Genomic DNA, 19,662 nt, shown 5'->3' on the forward strand with positions numbered 1-19,662 from the left:
ACAATAGTACCCGTGCGTCCCTTTGATCCTCGTTTGTTGCGTTACGCCCGTTCGGCTCGCATTCCCATCGCTCTGACCGCCCTGCTGGGCACCATCACAGCCCTGTTGGTGCTGGCCCAGGCGCTGCTCATTTCCGCGGCTTTGTCTCCCATCGTCTCGGGAACGGCGATGCTGGGCGACGTTATTCCTTTTATCGTGGGTATCGCGGCTGTCTTCGCCTGCCGCGCCGTGATCGTTGCGGCGCGCGAGGCCGTCGCCGCGCGAGCCGCCACCGAGGCTGTGACCGAGCTGCGCGGGCGCGTCATCGATGCCACCATCGCGCTGGGTCCGCGCTGGCGAGCCATGAACGGAGCCGAGACCGCGACGCTGCTGTCGACCGGCCTGGAGGATCTGCGCCCCTACTTCGTTTCTTTCCTGCCCCAGCTGGTCCTCGTTTCGACGGTGACACCCGCCGCTCTGGGCGTGATCCTTCTCCTCGACTTCTGGTCGGCTCTCATCGCGCTCCTGGTCGTCCCCCTCATCCCGATCTTCATGATCCTCATCGGTCGATTCACGCAGGCCGCCTCCCAAGACAAACTGGATTCCATGAAGCGCCTGACTGCCCAGCTCCTGGACCTCATGTCGGGCCTGCCGACGCTGCGAGCACTCGGTCGCGAGAAGGGTCCGCGCGCCCACCTGCGCACACTCGGCGATGCGAACACGAAGGCAACCATGGCGACCCTGCGCGTCGCCTTCCTTTCCGGCGGTGTCCTGGAGTTCCTGACGACCCTGTCGGTGGCCCTCGTGGCCGTCGAAGTTGGCATGCGCCTCGTGTTCGGCAATATTTCTCTCTTCCATGGCTTAGCCGTCATCATGCTGGCCCCCGAAGTCTTCGAACCCCTGCGTCAGGTCGGCGCTCAGTTCCACGCGTCGGCCAACGGCGTGACTGCCTCGCGAGCGGCCTTCGACATCATCGAGGCGGCCGACGACGTGGCACGCCCCGGCTCCACGCTCTGTCCGGATATGAACAGCACTGACATCGTCATCGACGGTGTCGGCGTGCGTGCACGGGGAGCCTGGGGTCCCGCTCCCACCGATGGGGTCATTCGCCCCGGCACGGTCACGGCCTTCGCGGGTCCCTCGGGTGCCGGCAAGTCGACGCTCGTCGCCTGCCTCCTGGCCGACATCACGCCCGACGTCGGCCAGATCCACCTGCGCGCCCAGGCCTCGTCCGAGGAAGGACTCCCTCTGGCTGACGTGGATCCCGATTCCTGGCGCTCCGCGCTCTCGTGGGTCCCCCAGTCTCCCACACTGGTCCCGGGATCGATTCTGGACAACATGGGCGGCCTGCCTCTGGCTGACCTAGAGCAGGCAGCCAAGGCGACCGGCTTTGATGCGGTCCTGGACACCACCCCCGATGGCTGGAACAGCATGATTGGCGTCGGCGGCGTCGGCCTGTCCGTCGGTCAGCGCCAGCGCCTGGCGCTCACTCGCGCCCTCGCCGCCCACTCACAGATCGTCATCCTGGACGAGCCGACCGCTCACCTGGACGCCGTCAGCGAAAAGACCATCGTGCGCGCCATCACCACCATGCGCGACGAAGGCCGCACGGTCATCGTCATCGCCCACCGCAATGCCATCATCGAGGTCGCCGACGCAATCATCGACGTCGTGTCCGCCGACGAGGAGGCACTGGCATGAGGCTCTTCCTGACCCGCTCCGAATCCGCCGCACTGCGCCGGTGCATCTCCATGCTGAACGTGTCGCGCTCGGGCTTCGCGTTGGCCCTTCTGCTAGGTATCACCGCCCTCGGCTCAGCCATCGCCCTGGGCGGCACAGCCGCGTGGCTCATCGCGCGCGCCTCCCAGCAGCCGCCCGTCCTCTACTTGACGGTCGCGGCCACATCCGTGCGTCTCTTCGGTGTCTCGCGCGCACTCGCACGCTACCTATCGCGCCTGGCCTCACACAAGGTCGCGTTGGCGGGCATGGATGCGCTGCGCGGCAACCTCTACGACCGTCTCTGCGAGGAACCCGCCGCATCCCTGACGAGCCTGCGCCGCGGCGACCTTATGACCCGAGCTGGCTCTGACGTCGACGAGGTCGGCAACGTCGTGGTCAAGACACTGCTGCCCTCCCTCGTCGCCCTCGTCGTTGGCGTGGGAACGGTTGGCGTCATCTCCCTCATTTCGTCGGCGGCCGGGCTGGTCCTCGCGCTCACCCTCATCGTCTCCGGCATCATTGCGCCCGCACTCATCGCGCGCTCAGTGCGTCTGGCAGAAACTCAGGGGGCGAACGCACGCACCGACATCGCAGCTACGACCCTCGCTATGCTCGAGGGAGCCACCGAGCTGTCCCTCGCAGGCACACTCCCCCACGCACGTGCTTCCCTTGACGAGGCCGAGACCATCTTGGCGAGTGCGATCACCCGATCGGCGAAGCTGTCAGCCCTGGCACGTGCCCTCGACGTGTGCGCGATGGGTGCAGCCGTCATCGGCGCACTCCTCATCGGCATTCCGCAGACCACGTCGGGTGTCCTGGCCCAGGTACTCCTGGCCGTCATCGTCCTCGTCCCCCTGTCCTCCTTCGAGGGCACCGCCGAACTGGCCCCCGCCGCGGCACAACTGGTTCGCAGCGCGCAAGCAGCCGAGCGAATCTGCGTGCTCTTGAGCGAGGAGGAATCCGCCCCGGCCCACGAGATTCCCCAGGGCGAGTCCGTCATCGAAGCGCGCGACCTGGCGATTGGCTGGCCGGGCGGCCCCACCCTGGCCACCGGAATCTCGCTGACACTGCGCCCCGGGTCCTCCCTGGCCATCGTTGGAGCGTCCGGCATCGGCAAGACCACGCTGCTGGCAACCCTCACCGGCGTCATCCCTCCCAAGTCGGGCCAAGCACTAATTAACGGCGTTCCCGCCTGGGGAGCGGAGCGCCACCAGGTAGCCGCCCACATCACGATGACAGCCGAAGACGCCCACGTCTTCGCCACGACCATCTTTGAGAACCTGCGCGTCGCGCGCGCCTCCCTGACCCGCGACGAGGCCACCGACCTCCTTGCTCACGCTGGCCTGAAAGAATGGATTGCTTCCCTGCCCGAGGGGATCGACACCCTCGTCGGCTCAGGTGGCACCACTGTTTCCGGCGGCGAGCGACGCCGTCTTCTCATGGCCCGGGCACTGGCCGCCCCTGCCCCCATTATGGCGATCGACGAGGCTTCGGAACACCTCGACGCTGCCACCGCCGACACACTCATGGATACGCTCCTGGCCCCCTCACCGACACGCGCTACGCTGGTCGTCACGCACCGGCTCAGCGCTCTCGACCAAGCCGACCACGTCCTCGTGCTCGCGGCGACGCAGCCCGGAGCGTGCGCACACGTCGCCGCCCAGGGGACCCACAGTGATGTCCTTCGCGCCCTCCCCACTTACCGATGGGCCCTCGATCAGGAGGAACAATGAGTCCCGATCACACCGATTTCACCCTGCTCAAGGCCGCGCTGGACCTGACCAGCTCGCTGGACCTCAAGGCAGGCTTGCAGAACTTCGTGAACCAGGCCTGCGCACTGACATCCTCGCCGCACGCGACGCTCGCCGTGCTCGACACCTGGGGCGCAACAACCATGCAGCTCGAGCACCACGATTTCCGCCCGGTACCCGCGGTTCCCGACGCACTGACGACGGCCATCCCAGTGGCTAGCCCACTCCTCGTCAACTCCCCTGCGGATGCGCCCGATCTGAAGCTGCCCGCGGATGCTCCGCCGTTCCTGGGCGTGTCGGTCCTGGTGCACGAACAGGTCTATGGGCGCCTCTACCTCACGGGTAAGCCCGGCGGCTATACGCACGAGGACGCAGCCGTCGTCGAAGCTTTGGCACCCGCCGCCGGCATCGCGGTCGAAAACGCGCACCTGTACGCGGATTCGAAGCGCACCGCCCGATGGATCAGTGCTTCGCAGTCCCTCACAACGACGATGCTCGAGGGGGCCGACGAGGAGGAAGCCCTCGAGCTCATCGCCAAGACCGTGCGCGATGTCTCCCACGCCGACACGGCGATCATCGTTCTACAGTCCGTGGGCGACACATGGGCCGCCGAGATCACCGACGGCAAGAATGCCTCCGCACTGCTGGGCCTGACCTTCCCACCCGAGGGCCGCGCGATGAGTGTCCTGCACGAGGGAACGGGCATGATCGTGGACTCAATGTCGCGCGCCCAGACCATGCGGGTCCCCCAGCTGGCAGCCTTTGGCTCCGCGCTCTACGCTCCCCTGCGCTCGCGCGGTGTCTCCTCCGGCGTGCTCATCCTCCTGCGACAGATTGGGGCTCCCGAGTTCGACGCCTCCGAGCTCTCCCTCGCCGAATCGCTGGCCTCCCAGGCGACGCTGGCCCTCGAGCTGGCCTCCGCGCGCCACGCCCAGGACGTGGCCGCCCTGCTCGACGAGCGTGATCGCATCGGGCGCGATCTGCACGACTTCGCGATCCAGCAGCTCTTCGCGACCGGTATGGCCCTGGACGCCGCCAAGCAGAAGGTCGCCCAGGGACAGGCTGATCCCGTGGCCATCGAGTCCCTGATCGACGACTCGCTGGCGTCCATCGACGAGGCCGTGCGCCAGATCCGCACGATCGTGCACAACCTGCGCGAGCGGGATAAGGCCGTCGGCCTGGTCGAGCGCATCCGCCGCGAGTCCTCCTTGACGCGCTCAGCGCTGGGATTTGCTCCCTCGCTGCTTATTACGCTTGACGGCGAGGCGATCAACTCTGACCTGGACAACGAACTGGTCGTCATCGACGAGTTCAATGGCCGCGTCGACCCTGACTTATCCGACGACGTCGTCGCCATCGTGCGCGAGGGCCTGTCCAACATTGCCCGCCACGCCCACGCGACGGCGGCGACCGTCAACGTCGACGTGTCCGGGCAGGGCAAGTGCGGTCGCGTGCGTATCCTCATCACCGACGACGGCCGGGGTATCGATCCGAATCGCACGCGCAACTCAGGCATAGCGAACATGACCGAGCGTGCCCGTCGCCACCGAGGTAGCTTCGACGCGGGACCCGGCGAGGGCGGGGTTGGCACGCTGCTACGTTGGATCGCGCCCTTGGAGTAGAGCGTTCGTCGCCACCGCGTAGAACTGGGTACCGTCAGCGGCCAGCATCGTTTCCAGCGAGTACGAGGCATCGGGGTCCCTCGATCATCGTGGCCTCTGTTCCGTCCTTGGGCATGCGGCGCCACTGGATGGTGGCGAGCGTGCGACCGGAGGCGACGACCATGAAGCTCGCGACCTCTCCCTCGGTCGTGGACGTCGAGGCGGGGTCTGCGGCGATGACGGGCGGCTGTGTCGCGGCGGCCACACAACCGGCAAGCGTTCGCTTGAGGTTCACGGTGTGTCCTTTCACAGGGGTAGTGGACTGCATTGCCCGTCCTCGTCGATGAGGATGAGGTGAACGTTACCTCATGTAACTTATCCGCAAACCATTTTGATTGGAGCTTCCCCACAACCAGTAGAATCCATGATGAGAGCGAAACTGACACGCTCGTATGATTCTTGACTGTCGGCATCGGGTACAGCGAAGCGGGCCGGTTGATCCGACCCGCTTCCCGTCGTGCTCATCCCCGCAGGGGACGAGGCCTGGGTTCAGTTACGCCACGCGGCTGCCCTCTGCCCGGCCACCCACGCCGCCACCTGCGTGCGTCGCTGCAGACCCATCTTCGACAGAAGAGAGGTGATGTGATTCTTCACGGTCTTTTCCGCGACGCCAAGCTTCTCTCCGATCTCGCGGTTGGACAGGCCATCGCCGATAAGGTCCAGGACCTTGCGTTCCGACGGCGTCAGGTCGGCGGTCGGATCCTCGTGATCGACGCGGCGGCGTGTCAGTGTGCGCTCGTCGAGCAGGACGCGGCCGTCCGCGACCGCCTTGATGACGTCGGTGATCTCAGCGCCGCGCACGGTCTTGAGGATGTACGCGCGGGCACCCGCCTCCAGGGACTCAGCCAAGGCCTCGTCGTCGTCAAAGGAAGTCAGGACGACGGGGAGGATCTGCGGGTGGGTGGCGCGCAGACTGTTCATAATGTCGATGCCGGTGCCGTCGGGCAACTGCAGGTCGACGAGGATGACGTCGGGGCGTACTAGGTCGGCCCGACGCACCGCGTCTGCGACCGAACCGGCCTCGGCGACAACCTCCAAAGACTCGTCGCGGTCGACGATTTCGGCAATACCACGCCTGACGATCTCGTGATCGTCGACGATCATAACGCGCGTGCGCGCGGAAGTATTTTCACTCACGAGTTCATACTAACTGTTAGGAGGGCGGACGCCCTCGGGTACCTATTCTTCTTCTGGGGACAGCCGATTCATTGCGTCCTGCGCGGCCGCATTCTCCGCGTGCTTCTTCGACGAGGCCTGCCCCGATCCGACCGCGTCGGAGCGCTCGGCGACGAAGGCATGGGCGGTAAACACGCGCTGATGATCGGGACCCTCGCCCTCCACCGCATAGGTGACTTCACCCAGGCCCTCAGACTGTGAGTACTCTACGAGAAGGGTCTTCCAGTCCTGGTGATGGCCGCGCGAGGGAGCGTCCACCAGCAGGAAACGCAGGCGCTCAAGAACGACTCGACGCGCCTCCTCCAATCCGCTGGTCAGGTAGGTCGCACCGATGAGTGCCTCGAAGGTGTCTGACAGGATCGAGTCCTTCTCGCGTCCCCCATGCATGGATTCACCCTTGCCCAGGAACACGAAGTCGCCCAAGCCGATGCGGCGGGCGGCCGCCGCGAGGGGCTGCTGGGAGACGGTAGCCGCACGCATGCGCGACAGGTCCGACTCGGCCACGTCCGGATACTGCTCGTAGAGCTTCTGCGCAATGATGATCGAGAGCACCGAGTCGCCCAAGAACTCCAGGCGTTCATTGTTCGCGATTCCGCCGGCCTCGTTCGCGTAGGAGCGGTGCACGAGCGCGAGCTGCAACAAGGGAGCATCAATGCGCGTGCCCCACGCCTCCACGAGCGCGTCGGTGTCGGTGCGCGGCGGGACGGGAAGGTGCTTTGAGCGGGCCATCAGGATCGCCCCGGCTCGGTGTGCTCGTCCAGCAGGGACGCCAGGGAGGCCAGACGCGGATCGACGACAAAGTGCTCGTGATCGGCAGGCAGGTCAGCCCACTTGTCTCCGCACACATCGCATAGGCCCGCGCAGTCGGGGCTGCACAGGGGAAGCGGGTCGACGAGGGTAATGATGGCATCGCGCAGCTGCGTGTCGATATTGATCGTGTCGCGTTCACCGATCACAAAAAGGTCGTCGGCTTCCTCGTCCTCCTCATCGGAGGACGTCAAGGCAGGAGCGCCGGGTTCGAAGTAGACCTCCGCACTGGACACGTCGTGGTGGTCGCGTACCTCGTCGAGGCAGCGCACGCACTCCCCCACCAGGTCCACGGACGTCGCGACCTGAACAAGGACGCCGTCCTCGACGCTGGTCAGGTCAACGGACACATCCAGGGGCGTGCCGGGAGCAACCGCCATGGAGGGGGTACCCAGGTCATCTGGGGTGCTCCACACGATGTCTTCGTGGAGCGTGGATCCCAGCGCGCGCGGTAGGCGCGCCAGGGATAGGGTCAAGGTCTTGTCATTCATCACTCAGGTCCACATCGGTGACGTCGACGCCGCGGCGTTCGGCGATCGCTCGGCGACCGGCCTCGGTGCGGCGTGACACGTCGGAAATAAGGCGCGCGAGTTCGTCAAGGGAGGTGGCGACGTAGTCGTCGGCACCCTCGCGCAGCTGGGTCGCCGAACGCTTGGCTTCGGAGACGATTTCGCGGGCACGGTCTTCGGCCATGCGCACAATGTTCTCGGTGGAGACGATGCGCTCGGCCTGCGCGTTCGCGTCGGCAATGGTGGCTTCGGCGTCAGCGCGCGCCTGGGAGATCAGGGCGGTAGCCTCGGCGTCGGCACGTGCGTGCGTGCGCTCAGCCTCTTCTTCGGCGTCAGAGCGGATCTGGGCGGCACGCTCATTGGCCTGGTCGAGGGTGGAGGAGGCACGCGAGTTGGCCTCGGCGATGCGCGTCTCAGCGGCGGAATCGGCACGTCCCAGGACAGCGTCCGCGTCGGCGACGACGGCGTCAGCGGCGACGAGGTCCTCGGGCAGGGCTTCGCGCGCCTGATCCAGCAGGTCGAGGATTTCGGCCTTGTTGATCATGATGGAAGCTGACAGGGGAAACGCGCGGGAGGACTCGACGAGGTCTTCGATCTGGTCGAGGGCGGCGATCACGGTGGAGGGACCGTAGACGGTCTCCTCGTTCCACTCGTCCTGGTTCTTGTCTGCGTGTACGTCAGCCATGAATCCCTCCTACGTTCCACCGGGCATACGTCACTGTCTATTGTCCGTCAAATAGCGCACAACCGCTGGTGGGACATACCGTGACACATCTTTTTCGAGGCTGAGAAGTTCACGCACGGCGCTCGAGGACACATGCCCGAGTCCGGGCCGCGTGGGAATCCACCATGTGTCAATGTCTCCGACTTCGAGGTTGAGGGCGGCCTGCGGCGCTTCAAAATCCGTGTCCTGCGCGCCGCGAACGCCCTTGACGATGAGGGTTGCACCCAGGCGGGAGGCTTCGTCCATGGTGGCACCTGCGAGAAGGGTGACCTCCACGCCCGGCAGGTACGCGGTTGCCTCCCGAACTAGGTCGACGCGGTCCTCTGGCGCGATGAGTCCACGTTTGGCGGGGTTAATTCCCACTCCAATAATGAGGCGATCTGCGACAGCGGCGGCGCGCTCGGCCACGTCGAGGTGACCGAAGGTGAAGGGGTCGAAGGAACCGGGGAACAGAGCGATCACTGGGCGTTCCCGTCGTTCATCGACGAGGCCGGGGTACCGGCGGACTCGTCAGTGTCCTCGAGTTCCGCCTCGGGTAGGGGTGGACCCGCGAAGTAGGCGACCGTCTCTCCCCAGGCGCGCGCGTCTTCGAGGATCAGGAATGTCGGCCAGGTGGGGGCGGGCGCGCGCGTGGAGCGTTCGACGACGACGAGAGCGTCGGGTCCAATCCACGGGGCGAGGCCCTCCAGGACGGCAGTCATGTCAACCTCGGCGATATCGTAGGGCGGATCGATGAACACCAGGTCGACCTCGCCGCTCAGGGCCTGGCCGCTGCGCGCGGCCAGGTAGGCGCGAGCGTCGGCGGTCACAACGCGGGCACTCAGACCGGTCGAACGCACATTGGACGTGGCGACGCGGGCAGCTCCGGATGCTCTTTCAACGAGCGTCGCGGTCGCAGCACCACGGGAGAGCGCTTCAAGGCCGAGAGCCCCGGTGCCGGCGTAGAGGTCGAGCACGACCGCCCCATCCAGGACGCTCATATGATCCAGGCGCGAAAAGAGAGCTTCGCGCACTCGCTCGGACGTGGGGCGCGTGCCCGACTTGGGCACGGCGAGGGTCCTGCCTTTGGCGCTACCTGCGACGATTCTGGTCATGCCTCTACCCTACCGGCCTGTACCTAGGAGCGTTGCATCCATTCGAGCTGACCATCGGACGCCTGACGCAGGGCGCGCGCCAGGTCAGGGTGAGAGCGCAGCGTCGGATCCTCGGCCAGCAGAGCCTCGGCCTCGTCCTTCGCGGCTCGGATGAGGGCCTCGTCGCGGCGCACCGACAAGAATCGAAGGTGGGTCGCAGTCCCCGACTGCCCGGCCCCGAGTACGTCGCCTTCCTTGCGCAGGCGCAGGTCGGCCTCGGCCAGCTCAAAGCCGTCAGTCGTGCCTGCGAACGCCTGAAGGCGCGCCCTGCCCGCATCCGTCAGCTCGTGACGGTGCATCGCAATGCACAGGGAGGGCAGGGAAGAACGCCCGACGCGCCCGCGCAGCTGGTGCAGCTGAGCCAAGCCAAATTGCTGAGCATCGAGGATCACCATGAGGGTCGCCTCGGACACATCCACCCCGACCTCGATGACGGTCGTGGCCACCAGGAGCGGGGCACGACCGGCGGAAAAGTCTTCCATGATCTGCGCCTTGAGCGCGGAAGGAGTGCGCCCCGTCAGCTCATGAATGGCAACGCCCGCAAGCGCGGGGTGGGAACGCAGGTAAGCGGCGACCTGCTCGACCGACGCTAGCGGTCGCACTCCTTCCTCCTCGGCGTCGGCGACCTCATCGGAGGCATCGATGCGCGGGCATACGACGTAGACGCGCCGCCCCTGGGCGATTTCTTCGGCGGCGCGCGCCCAGGTGCGCTCCACCCAGGTGGCGTTGGCCGCGTCCGCAAGGTAGGTGGCCACGGGGGTGCGCCCAGCAGGCATGCCACCCATACGGGTCTCGTCGAGGTCCCCGAAAACGGTCATGGCGATCGTGCGCGGGATGGGCGTGGCCGTCATGACGAGTTCGTGGACGCCGCGTCCGTCCTCGCGTGCGCCTCGCAGGGAGGCGCGCTGCTCGACGCCGAAACGGTGCTGCTCGTCAACGACAACCAGGGCAAGGTCCGCAAAGCGCACGGATTCCTGGAAGAGCGCGTGCGTGCCCACGACGATGAGGGGCGCAGACGAGGCCATAGCCTGGGCGATTTCTCGGCGCGCAGCGGGGGTTGTCGACCCAGTGAGCAGGCGCACGTCGGGCGCGTCATCGCCGAGGGGCACGAGCAGAGCCCGCAGGGATGCGGTGTGCTGCTCGGCGAGCACCTCGGTGGGTGCGACGAAGGCCCCCTGGTGGCCTGCGGCGACAACCTGCAAGAAGGCGATGAGTGCGACCACCGTCTTGCCGGACCCCACGTCTCCTTGCAGGAGGCGTTGCATCGGGACCTCGTCCGCCAGGTCCGCCCCGATCTGGTCGACCGCGCCCCGCTGAGCGTCTGTGAGCGTGAAGGGCAGGCCTTGGATAAAACGGTCAACGAGCGGCACGTCAGCGGGCGAGGCCAGGGCCGGGATCGAGCGCGCACCCCGACGCTGGGTGGCCAGTCCCACCTGAAGAACAAAGGCCTCTGTAAACGCCAGTGCTCGGCGTGCCTGCTGGTAGTCCTCGTCCGACTCCGGTTGATGCAGCCGACGCAGGCACTGAGCGTAGGTGCCGATGCGCTGGCGCTCGCGGATCGCGGCGGGCACTGTGTCGGGCACGTCGGAGTCGTCGAGCACCATGCCGACAGCACGAGCAATCGCCCATGAGGTCAGTGTGCCGGTCACGGGATAGATCGGGATGGGGCGGGATGCGATGCGCTCAATGTCTTCCCCGTCGACGCCCTCGAAAGACGGGTGTGTGAGCTGGAGCTTGCCGCGGTAGGCACCGACCTTGCCCGCGAAGAGGAAAGACTGGCCCGGTACAAGGAGACACTCGATGGGAGCTAGCTTGAATTGACTCTTCGCGAAGAACGTCGCTGACAGATACTGGACGCCGTCGGTGAGGCTCACCTCCAGGCGTACTCCTGAGCCGCTTCTGTTGGCGACCAGGTGCGCTCCGGCGACTTCGGCGAGGATCGTCACGTCCTCGCCCTCACGCAGGGAGGACAGGGGGGTGAGCCTGCCCCAGTGGTAGTAGCGACGCGGCGCGACCATGAGCAGGTCTCCGACCGTGACGATGTCAGCGTTGTGAAGGGCCTTTGCGATTTTCTTGGGCAGTCGTAGCGACAGCGGGACATCCAGTGCACTCACAGGGTGCACCCCACCAGGCTCGGGCCCGCCTGCCCACCATCCCATGTCTCCAGGTCGATCAAGATACCGGGGACACGCGTCGCAAGCAGCTGACGCACGGTCGCCAACGTGTAGGGACCATCGTCCTCCCGGGAAATCAAGAGGCGCCACGCACACGGTCGCTCTTGCGTGACCTCCGCCAAGGCCTCGGCGATGCCAGCGGGATCCCCGTCACGAGGCAGGGGCGCGCTTGCGCTCATCATCAGTGCTTCATGCGCACTGTCGCGCAGGATCCGGGCGAGGGTCGGTGCTGACTCCACCCCACCCGGCTGGGGCACGAACAACGGTGCGCAGGCGCGAGCCACGGCCAGCACTCCCAGGTCGTCGCGGCTATCCGCCCGCAGGATCGCGGGCACACCCGGTACCACTGAGGGCAAGACCGAGGCCACCGTACCTACCAGGGCGGCGCTGGCATCATCGCAGGGGGCCACGAGTGTCACGCCCGTGCGCGAGACCGCGGCCGACACGATCCCCACCGCATCAACCACACTCGGTTCCAGGAAGACGACCGCGCCAGCGCGCGCCAGGTCTTCGACGAGGCCGGGGGCGCGCGTGCAGGCGATGACGCGGGCACGCTCGACCCGACGCATCGGACGACGCTGGAGCAGACGCACCCCACGGTGCGTCAGGCCTTCGTCCGCCAGTTCGTCGATGCCGATCTGATCGTCGGGCCGCGCGTCGCTGACTTGGAAGCGCACGACCTGCCCCGACGTTGGGTGTGCCGCCAGCGGCGCGGAGGTATCCACGTGCAGGCGCCACTCCCCCATACCGAACAGGTCGACGCGCCCCACATAGGACAGGCATGCACCCAGGCCAGCCAGGCGTCCCAGGAGGCAACGCAGGTCCTCCTGCGTGCCCTCCAGGATGATATCCACCGTGAAATCGCGCCCCGGCGGTGGGGAGGCGGGTTCAGGCGCACACGAATGGCGACGCGCCAGGTCGGCGAGCATCGCCGTGAAAGACTGCAGAATGCCCGCATCATCCCTCATGGATGCATCAATGCAGGCCAAGACCAGGGCGATAAACGCGCCGCCCGGGTCAATGCGTCCCGTCAGCTCATTCGTGGCATCGACCAGGCCGATCTGAGCTTGGGTGGAGAAACGGGAAAAGACGTCTTCCACGTCGGGGAGCGTCGGCCCCAGCTCCGCGAGCTCCCGCACCGCGCCACCCAGCATCTCCACCAGGGCATCGGACCACTGAATAAAGGAGGAGGAGGGAACCAGCGAGGAGGCCAGCATGCGACGCATCGCGACGGGTGTCACCTCCCGATCGTCTCCCAGAGCACCGACCCAGGCCTCGAACAGGGCTGCGAGCGCGACGCTGCTGTGCCCGACGCCTCGACGGATCAGAGTTTCGACACCTACCTCAAGCGCGACGCGCGGGTGTGCGCGCGGCTCCAGGGAGTCCATGGCTGCCGCCAGCGCAGCCATCGTCGCCGCAGCATTTGTGCCGGTGTCGCAGTCCGCGCCATCCCACCCGTCCAGGTCGTCAAGGAAGGGCGCGAGCCTGGCAGCCTCCTCAGCCCCCACCCGACATGCCGCAATGATCACCGATGCATTCAGCTCCATGGCTCCCCTTTCACGACTATCAATTGTCCCCACCGTGCACGCTGTGTGCGACCTGACACGACCAAAACCTCGTGCGAGTTGTTGACAGCGCACATCATCCGCTATTCTGTCATGGTTGCCTTCGGTTCAAGCACCGAAGGATGCGTTTCCCCGCGACCGCGGGGAGCCAAAGACTGAACTGGAAGACATACCGAGGAGAACATCGTGGCTGCCGTTTGTGACGTGTGCGGTAAGGGACCCGGCTTCGGCAAGAGCGTGTCGCACTCGCACGTTCGCACCAACCGCCGGTGGAATCCGAATATCCAGCGCGTTCGCGCCCTGGTCAACGGGACGCCCAAGCGCCTGAACGTGTGCACCAAGTGCCTGAAGTCCGACAAGGTTGCTCGCGCGATCTGACGGATCCTACCTGCCCCACGTGGGCATGGACAAACGCCCGCGACGAAGAGTCGCGGGCGTTCTTTGTCGCCTACCTATCCCTTGGGCACCGCTCCCCGACGCGTTGCCAGCGCCCCTCACATTGGCCGGAGGACGGCAGTACCCCGCGACATTGACCCATCGGATGGGTCAATGCCGCGGGGCATGCACCGATCAGAGGAGGTTCGCAGCCAGGTCGAGCGGCGTTCCGAAGCGGTGGTTCGTGATCGAGACTGCCTGCTCACGCAGGAAGGGCAGCAGCTCCGAGTGCGGGCATGCCGTGACAGCACCCGTGTACAGGGCAACGTCAGGGCTGCCCCAGCTCGCGCGGGTCGCGTGAGTCCACCGCTGCGCCGAGGACTCTTCACGCGGGCCGAGGACACGCACGCGCATCCCCAGACCACCCGACGTCGCAACCATCGCCAGGCGAGCATCCCACGAGCGCGCATCCTCAATCGTCACCTCGATGCCCGCAGCCTCCGCCAGTTCCAGCACCGCGCCCGGCAGCTGGTCGGCGACGGACAGGCCGATGGGACCGCCCGCAAGGATACCCGCAGCGAGGACGCGAACGGTATCCGCCAGGACAGTTCCGCTCCCGGCTCGCACGAGGACCGGGGTGGAGCGGTAGCGCAGGATATTGCGCTCACATGCCATGCCGGTCACGTCGCGGTTGGCACCGTAGTCGCTGGCCCAGGCAGCGGCGTCGGCGGCAACAGCGCGGCTGAGTTCGGCCGCGTCGGCCGCGTCCACGTGAGGAGCAGTCGCGTTGCACAGCGCGAGGACACGCGGGTCAACCGGCACCGTAGACACGGCACGGCCCGCCGCGCTGGTGTCACGCACGGGTTCGACCTCTCCCAGCCCCAGCAGGTAGGAGGGGCCACCGGCCTTCGTGGTCGAGCCGATAGCCGAGCGCTTCCACCCACCGAAGGGCTGACGACGCACAATGGCACCCGTGATGCCGCGGTTGACGTAGAGATTGCCAGCCTCAATGCCCTCCAACCACGTTGCGAGTTCCTCGGTATCGAGGGTGTGCAGGCCCGACGTCAGACCGTAGTCGACGTCGTTCACCGCCTCGATGGCCTCCTCGAGTGTATCGACGCGCATGACGCCGAGGACGGGCGCGAAGTACTCGGTCAGGTGGAATTCGCTGCCGGGCACGACGCCCGCGCGAATACCCGGAGTCCACAGTCCATCGCCCAGGTAACGGGGCTTAAGCACCCAGTGCTCCCCCTCGCCCAGCGTCGTCAGGCCGCGCACAGCCTTCTCATCGTCGGGAACCACGACGGGACCGACCTGGGAATCCAGCGATGCCGGCAGCCCCACGCGCAGCGACGCGGTCGCATCCACCAGCTGGCGCGCGATGCGCGCGGACTTACCGGCCGAGCCGACGAGGATCAACAGGGAGGATGCCGAGCACTTCTGTCCAGCGTGCGCGAACGCCGAGTGGACGATGTCGCGCACAGCCAGATCCGGATCGGCCGAGGGCGTGACGATGATGGCATTCTTACCGCTCGTCTCACCCAGCAAGTGCATGTCGGGCTTCCACGAGCGGAACAGGCGAGCCGTGTCGTAGGAACCCGTCAGCACAACGCGACCGACGCCCTCATGGGTCACGAGGTACCGGGAGACATCCCCGTCCTCGAGCGGGGCCAGCGCCACCAGATCCTTGGGTACCCCGGCCTCATGGAAGGCGGCGACCAGCTCGGCCGCGCAGCGTTTGGCAGGCGGGGCAGGTTTAAGGATGATCGCGCTACCCGCCGCAAGGGCTGCGGCGACGCCACCGACCGGGATGGCGATGGGGAAGTTCCACGGGGAGGCGACGACGGTGACATCCACGGGGACGAATCGCGCGCCCGCCATATGCGCCTCGTCGGCCAGCTCCAGGGAGGCTGCAGCGTAATGGTGGCAGAAGTCGATGGCCTCGCTGACCTCAGGATCAGCCTGATCGATGGTCTTACCGGCCTCGGATCCAGCGACCTCGATCAGCTCGCCACGCCGCGCAGCCAGGACATCACCCACGCGGTGCAGCACAGCTGCACGCTCCTCGGGGGCGAGAGCCTGCCAGGCGTGGGCTGCCTTGGCACTCGCCTCGATCAGCGCATCCACTGCCTCGTTCGTAGCCAGGGCCTGTGCACCGGCACGAACCGCCTCGACGCCGCGCGTCGACGCCGGGATAGCCGCAGCAATTTCACGGGCCCACTGGCGGTTGGCCGCCAGCGCAGGGTCGGAGTCGGCCTCGGAGGCGAAGGGACGACGCGCGCGCTCGGCAACACTCCCCTGCTCGGTGGGCACCCCGGCCGCACGCTCAGCCAGGCGGTCCTGACCGCGGTTGGGTACGGGCACCGCAGCGTCGGGATCGACGTCGGACAGGGCGGCGAGGAAGCGGTCACGTTCACGGGTGAACACGTCCTCATTTGTGGCGATATCGAAGACGCCGGACATGAAGTTCTCGGGTGCAGCATTCTCTTCGAGGCGACGCACCAGGTAGGAGATGGCGACGTCGAACTCGCGGGGGTTGACGACCGGGACGTACAGGAGCAGCGAACCAACATCGCGGCGCACGACTTCCTGGATGCCCGTCGCCATGCCGGAGAGCATCTCGAACTCGACACTATCCTCGACGCCGCGTGCTGCGCGCAGCTCGTAAGCGAAAGCGATGTCGAAGATGTTCTGACCGGCCACGCCCAGCCGGATCGCTCGGGTACGCTCGGGCGTCATGGCCCAGTTCAGCATGCGCTTGTAGTTGGTGTCGGTAGCCTGCTTGGACGGCCACGTGGTGAGCTCCCACCCGTGGATTTCGGCGTCCACCCGCTCCATGGACAGGTTCGCGCCCTTGACGATGCGGACCTTGATGCGCGAACCGCCAGCGTCCACGCGCGTGCGCGCCCACTTCTGGAGACGCTGAAGGGCACCGAGGGAGTCGGGCAGGTAGGCCTGAAGAACGATGCCGGCCTCGTAGCCGCGCATGTCCGGCTGGTCGAGGATGGCGGTGAACACCGCAATCGTCAGATCGAGGTCCTTGTAGTCTTCCATGTCAAGATTCAGGAAGGTCCCGTGATCGCGGGCCAGGCGGTACAGAGGCAGGAGCGCATTCACGCCATGGTCAACGACCTCCTGGAAGCCCCAAGGATTGTGCGGGCCAGTCACCGCAGAGACCTTGATGGAGACGTAGTCGACGTCCTCGCGCGTCACGAGGCGCGAGACCTCGGCCAGACGGTGGGATGCCTCCTTCTCACCCAGAACCGCTTCGCCAAGGAGGTTGACGTTCAGGCGGTTCCCACCCTTACGCAGGCGAGCGAGCGCCGGGCCGAGTCCCTTGTCCGTTGCATCGACGACGAGGTCACCGACGATCTCACGGAACACGCGACGCGCCGTGGCCGTCACGGTGCGCGGGGCCAGGCGCGACGCCGTTGATCCCAGCCCCATCGCCACCGCCAGCGCCGGAGGCAGGAAGCTCTTGCGGCCAGCCGACAGACGCTTCATAGCCGCGCTGGCCACGTCCAGGTCCGCGGGGCGCACGACGTCGTCGACGAATCGGGTTGTGAACGTCAGACCATCCGGATCCGCGAGAATGCGGGACAGGAGCTTGGCCGACTGTGGCGTGGGTTCGTGAGCAGACTCATCAGCCCACCGGCGGGCTCGGGTCACTGCGCGCTCCCCCAGGATCCACAGATCATCGGGGCACCGCCGAGCGGTGGAATCAGGGCGGGGCGGGGTGGGAACAGCGGTGTTCGTCATGCGTAGACCTCCAGGCGTGAGAATGCGTCGGATCCTCTGCGTCGCATGCAGCGTCACCGCTGGGCACGTTCGGCAAAACTCCCGACATTGTGAAGCATGCTGGTTTGTCTATCCTAACGCGCATGAGGCACGCCCGTACCGCCAGATGATGACTACAAGCCACCACGCTCAAGGGACCTAAGCCCCATTCCCTGTAAAATGGTCAACGAGGCTCATCACCCGTGATGCATTTCACCAGACAAGCATCTTTTTCACAGGAGGGCAACCCCGGCCTCGTTCATGACCGAACGAGCCAGCGATCCTTCACGTCGGCAACCACACCAGCCGTCACCCCGTGCATGTCAACTTCTCCTCCCCCATCCACGCGCGCACACAGCCACTGAACCTGAAGACCATCAGAGAGGGCAACCAGCTTACGGGCGATCTGCTCACTCGGCGCGTCCGCACGCACCTCGCCTGTCGTCTTTCCACGCTCGAGGGCATCGACCAGGTAGGCGATCGCGCTCATCAGGTGCTGACGGAACCACGGATGAGCCTGATGATCAGCATCGATGACCGCCGCCGACATCGCCGTGTACAGGGCCACCCCGTCAGGATGGCGCTGATTGTGGGCGACCATCTCCACCCACGCGTCGAGCGCGACTTCCGCCCCCTCGTCGCCACCGGGCAGCCGGCTCATCGTGCGACGATCACGCTCGTCCAGGACAGCGGCCAGCAGCTGGTCCTTCGACGAATAGTGGTGCAGCAGCCCCGCCTTCGAAATATCCGAGGCCCGCGCGATGTCCGCCAGGGAGGTTCCCACATACCCGCGGGTCGAGAACAACGTCAACGCCTCGGCAAGGATGCGCGCCTTCTTGTCCTCACTGCCAGCCTTAGGCCGACCGGGCCGCCGTGTACTCGTTGCCTGCGCGTCATTGCTCATGGGGACTGCTCCACTCTCGCTGTGACAGAGTTACTAACAACCCATCATAGCGTGCCTCCAGCGGCTTGCCACCACATTGAAGAACAACCATGAAGAGACGGGGCGGCGCGAGGCTTGCGCCCCACGCCGCTTTCCAATCAGTAACCGAAGGTCACCTTGAACACCGGCTGGCCCGATGAGTCGAGTTTGATCAACCCGTTCTCGTCGAGCGTCACGGTTGCAGTGACTGTCGAGTTCACGTCATGAGGTTCTTTGTCCCAGCTGCTCGTGCTCTGGATCGAGAACACTGCTTCCCCGGTGTAGCTGCCCTTCTCGCCCGACTTCGTCATGGTGGTAGGCGTCTTCTTGACTTGCAGGACTGCCAGGTTTGTGGCGCGAACAGCGTTCGGGCAGGCCTGGTCAATGTTTCCGGGGACGGTGGCGCACGAGTTCGTCAGGGCGACGGCCGCGCTCAGGGCCGCGTCTGACAGCTTGGAGTTGTAGGTTCCCTTGAGCTGGACGCGCTGGGCGGTATCCCCCGATCGGCTGGAGCCGGTCTCCGGCTTAACCCGCACGGTCACCGGATCGGCGTCGATATACTCGCCCACGTCGACGGGAGTGACCGTGTAGATGCCCGGGTAGAACACAAACTCCGTGCCAGTGCTCATTTCGCCGGCGTTCACCGACGTCATTACCTCGCCGATGGAAAACTTCGAGACTTTGTCTCCCATAATGCGTACGGGCATGACCATCGAGTTTTCGAGCTTCCAGTTTTTCAGCACACCGAACGTCGGCTTTGCGGAGGAGACGGTGAAGTTGTAGGTGAAACGCTCCCCGTCGAGCTGCATGGTGGCGGTGACCGTGCGCGTCTTTGCGTCTTCGTTGGGGTCGGCGACGATGTCCTCGATGACGATGCGCGCGTCGGCCGAGGCCATGACATCGTCCGCGAGGAATGCGCGCTTGTCGTTAGCCAGGCCGGGGTCTGCCATTGCTGTCGCCGCGCTGGCCTTGCCAGCGGCCAAGTAATCCAGGTACTGGCGCACTGTTGCCTCCGGCGTGCGCGTCCAGTTCGCGAACATGATGCTGAGCGCACCCACTCCCGCGACAACTGCGAGGACAACGACGGCGATTACGCTCCGCTTGATGCGGCGGCGGCTCTTCGTGGACATGGGAGTGAAGGCGATGGTCCCGCTCATCAGCGCGGCAGGCGGCACCTCGCCAGGCACCGGAGCCATGACGGGAACCTGCTGCGTCACGTACGTCTGCGGCGCAGCGGGTACCGGAGGCACGGGGACAGTCTGTTCGGGGATGGGAGGCGGCTCGCTCGTCCCCTGGGTCGTGTGCTGCGCGTTCGGTTCCACTGTTTCTCCTCACTGTGCGACGCTCTGCCCCGGTCCCGCGCCTGGGATGTGGTGCAGGGTTCGACGGA

16 protein-coding genes are annotated in these 19,662 nt (G+C 66.1%); 4 read left to right on the plus strand and 12 right to left on the minus strand.

Annotation, left to right across the window (positions count from 1 at the left end; all coding sequences use genetic code 11):
* Window positions 1-12: 12 nt before the first annotated feature.
* The 3 genes from cydD to QZ149_RS03810 are packed head-to-tail and all read left to right on the plus strand — an operon-like array spanning window position 13 to window position 5,071.
* The gene (gene cydD, locus QZ149_RS03800) at window positions 13-1,680 is read left to right on the plus strand and encodes a thiol reductant ABC exporter subunit CydD (protein ID WP_291449951.1); all 1,668 of its coding nucleotides are present in this window, start codon (window positions 13-15) and stop codon (window positions 1,678-1,680) included.
* Window positions 1,677-3,431: a thiol reductant ABC exporter subunit CydC gene (cydC, locus tag QZ149_RS03805; RefSeq protein ID WP_291449952.1), complete on the plus strand. Its 1,755-nt coding sequence runs from the start codon at window positions 1,677-1,679 to the stop codon at window positions 3,429-3,431. Before cydD ends, cydC begins: the two co-directional genes overlap by 4 nt.
* The gene (locus QZ149_RS03810) at window positions 3,428-5,071 is read left to right on the plus strand and encodes a GAF domain-containing protein (RefSeq protein WP_291449953.1); all 1,644 of its coding nucleotides are present in this window, start codon (window positions 3,428-3,430) and stop codon (window positions 5,069-5,071) included. The genes cydC and QZ149_RS03810 overlap by 4 nt, the downstream gene beginning before the upstream one ends.
* Before the next feature lie 34 nt (window positions 5,072-5,105).
* Here the strand turns inward: QZ149_RS03810 and QZ149_RS03815 are convergent, their stop codons facing one another.
* The 9 genes from QZ149_RS03815 to QZ149_RS03855 all read right to left on the minus strand — a co-directional run bounded on the left by QZ149_RS03815 (window position 5,106) and on the right by QZ149_RS03855 (window position 13,180).
* Window positions 5,106-5,345 (minus strand): immunoglobulin domain-containing protein, encoded by a 240-nt coding sequence (locus QZ149_RS03815; RefSeq protein WP_291449954.1) that lies wholly within the window; start codon window positions 5,343-5,345, stop codon window positions 5,106-5,108.
* Between the two features lie 254 nt (window positions 5,346-5,599).
* Window positions 5,600-6,214 carry a response regulator transcription factor gene (locus QZ149_RS03820; RefSeq protein WP_291449988.1) on the minus strand — a complete coding sequence of 205 codons (615 nt, stop codon included), beginning with the start codon at window positions 6,212-6,214 and terminating at the stop codon, window positions 5,600-5,602.
* 75 nt (window positions 6,215-6,289) lie between these two features.
* Window positions 6,290-7,015 carry a ribonuclease III gene (gene rnc / locus QZ149_RS03825; RefSeq protein ID WP_291449955.1) on the minus strand — a complete coding sequence of 242 codons (726 nt, stop codon included), beginning with the start codon at window positions 7,013-7,015 and terminating at the stop codon, window positions 6,290-6,292.
* On the minus strand, window positions 7,015-7,584 hold the full coding sequence (locus QZ149_RS03830) for a YceD family protein (protein ID WP_291449956.1): 570 nt from the start codon (window positions 7,582-7,584) through the stop codon (window positions 7,015-7,017). Before QZ149_RS03830 ends, rnc begins: the two co-directional genes overlap by 1 nt.
* A complete protein-coding gene (locus QZ149_RS03835; RefSeq protein WP_291449957.1) occupies window positions 7,577-8,287 on the minus strand; it encodes a hypothetical protein in 711 nt (236 codons plus the stop codon). The genes QZ149_RS03830 and QZ149_RS03835 overlap by 8 nt, the downstream gene beginning before the upstream one ends.
* A 30-nt stretch (window positions 8,288-8,317) precedes the next feature.
* Entirely contained in the window at window positions 8,318-8,788 is a 471-nt protein-coding gene (coaD, locus tag QZ149_RS03840; protein ID WP_291449958.1) for a pantetheine-phosphate adenylyltransferase, read from the minus strand.
* Window positions 8,785-9,420 (minus strand): 16S rRNA (guanine(966)-N(2))-methyltransferase RsmD, encoded by a 636-nt coding sequence (gene rsmD, locus QZ149_RS03845; RefSeq protein ID WP_291449959.1) that lies wholly within the window; start codon window positions 9,418-9,420, stop codon window positions 8,785-8,787. The genes coaD and rsmD overlap by 4 nt, the downstream gene beginning before the upstream one ends.
* Window positions 9,421-9,443: 23 nt before the next feature.
* Window positions 9,444-11,582 (minus strand): ATP-dependent DNA helicase RecG, encoded by a 2,139-nt coding sequence (locus QZ149_RS03850; protein ID WP_291449960.1) that lies wholly within the window; start codon window positions 11,580-11,582, stop codon window positions 9,444-9,446.
* Complete coding sequence (locus QZ149_RS03855) at window positions 11,570-13,180, minus strand: DAK2 domain-containing protein (protein ID WP_291449961.1); 1,611 nt, start codon at window positions 13,178-13,180, stop codon at window positions 11,570-11,572. The genes QZ149_RS03850 and QZ149_RS03855 overlap by 13 nt, the downstream gene beginning before the upstream one ends.
* 204 nt (window positions 13,181-13,384) lie before the next feature.
* Here QZ149_RS03855 and rpmB point away from each other — a divergent pair, with 204 nt between their 5' ends.
* The gene (gene rpmB / locus QZ149_RS03860; protein ID WP_003792657.1) at window positions 13,385-13,576 is read left to right on the plus strand and encodes a 50S ribosomal protein L28; all 192 of its coding nucleotides are present in this window, start codon (window positions 13,385-13,387) and stop codon (window positions 13,574-13,576) included.
* A gap of 192 nt (window positions 13,577-13,768) precedes the next feature.
* Here the strand turns inward: rpmB and QZ149_RS03865 are convergent, their stop codons facing one another.
* From QZ149_RS03865 to QZ149_RS03875, 3 genes are all read right to left on the minus strand, one after another.
* A complete protein-coding gene (locus tag QZ149_RS03865; RefSeq protein WP_291449962.1) occupies window positions 13,769-17,332 on the minus strand; it encodes a bifunctional proline dehydrogenase/L-glutamate gamma-semialdehyde dehydrogenase in 3,564 nt (1,187 codons plus the stop codon).
* A gap of 277 nt (window positions 17,333-17,609) precedes the next feature.
* On the minus strand, window positions 17,610-18,254 hold the full coding sequence (locus tag QZ149_RS03870; protein ID WP_291449963.1) for a TetR/AcrR family transcriptional regulator: 645 nt from the start codon (window positions 18,252-18,254) through the stop codon (window positions 17,610-17,612).
* Window positions 18,255-18,391: 137 nt separating this feature from the next.
* The gene (locus QZ149_RS03875) at window positions 18,392-19,594 is read right to left on the minus strand and encodes a hypothetical protein (protein WP_291449964.1); all 1,203 of its coding nucleotides are present in this window, start codon (window positions 19,592-19,594) and stop codon (window positions 18,392-18,394) included.
* Window positions 19,595-19,662: the final 68 nt, after the last annotated feature.

It is taken from the genome of Actinomyces sp. ICM47 (assembly GCF_905369875.1).
GTDB lineage: Bacteria > Actinomycetota > Actinomycetes > Actinomycetales > Actinomycetaceae > Pauljensenia.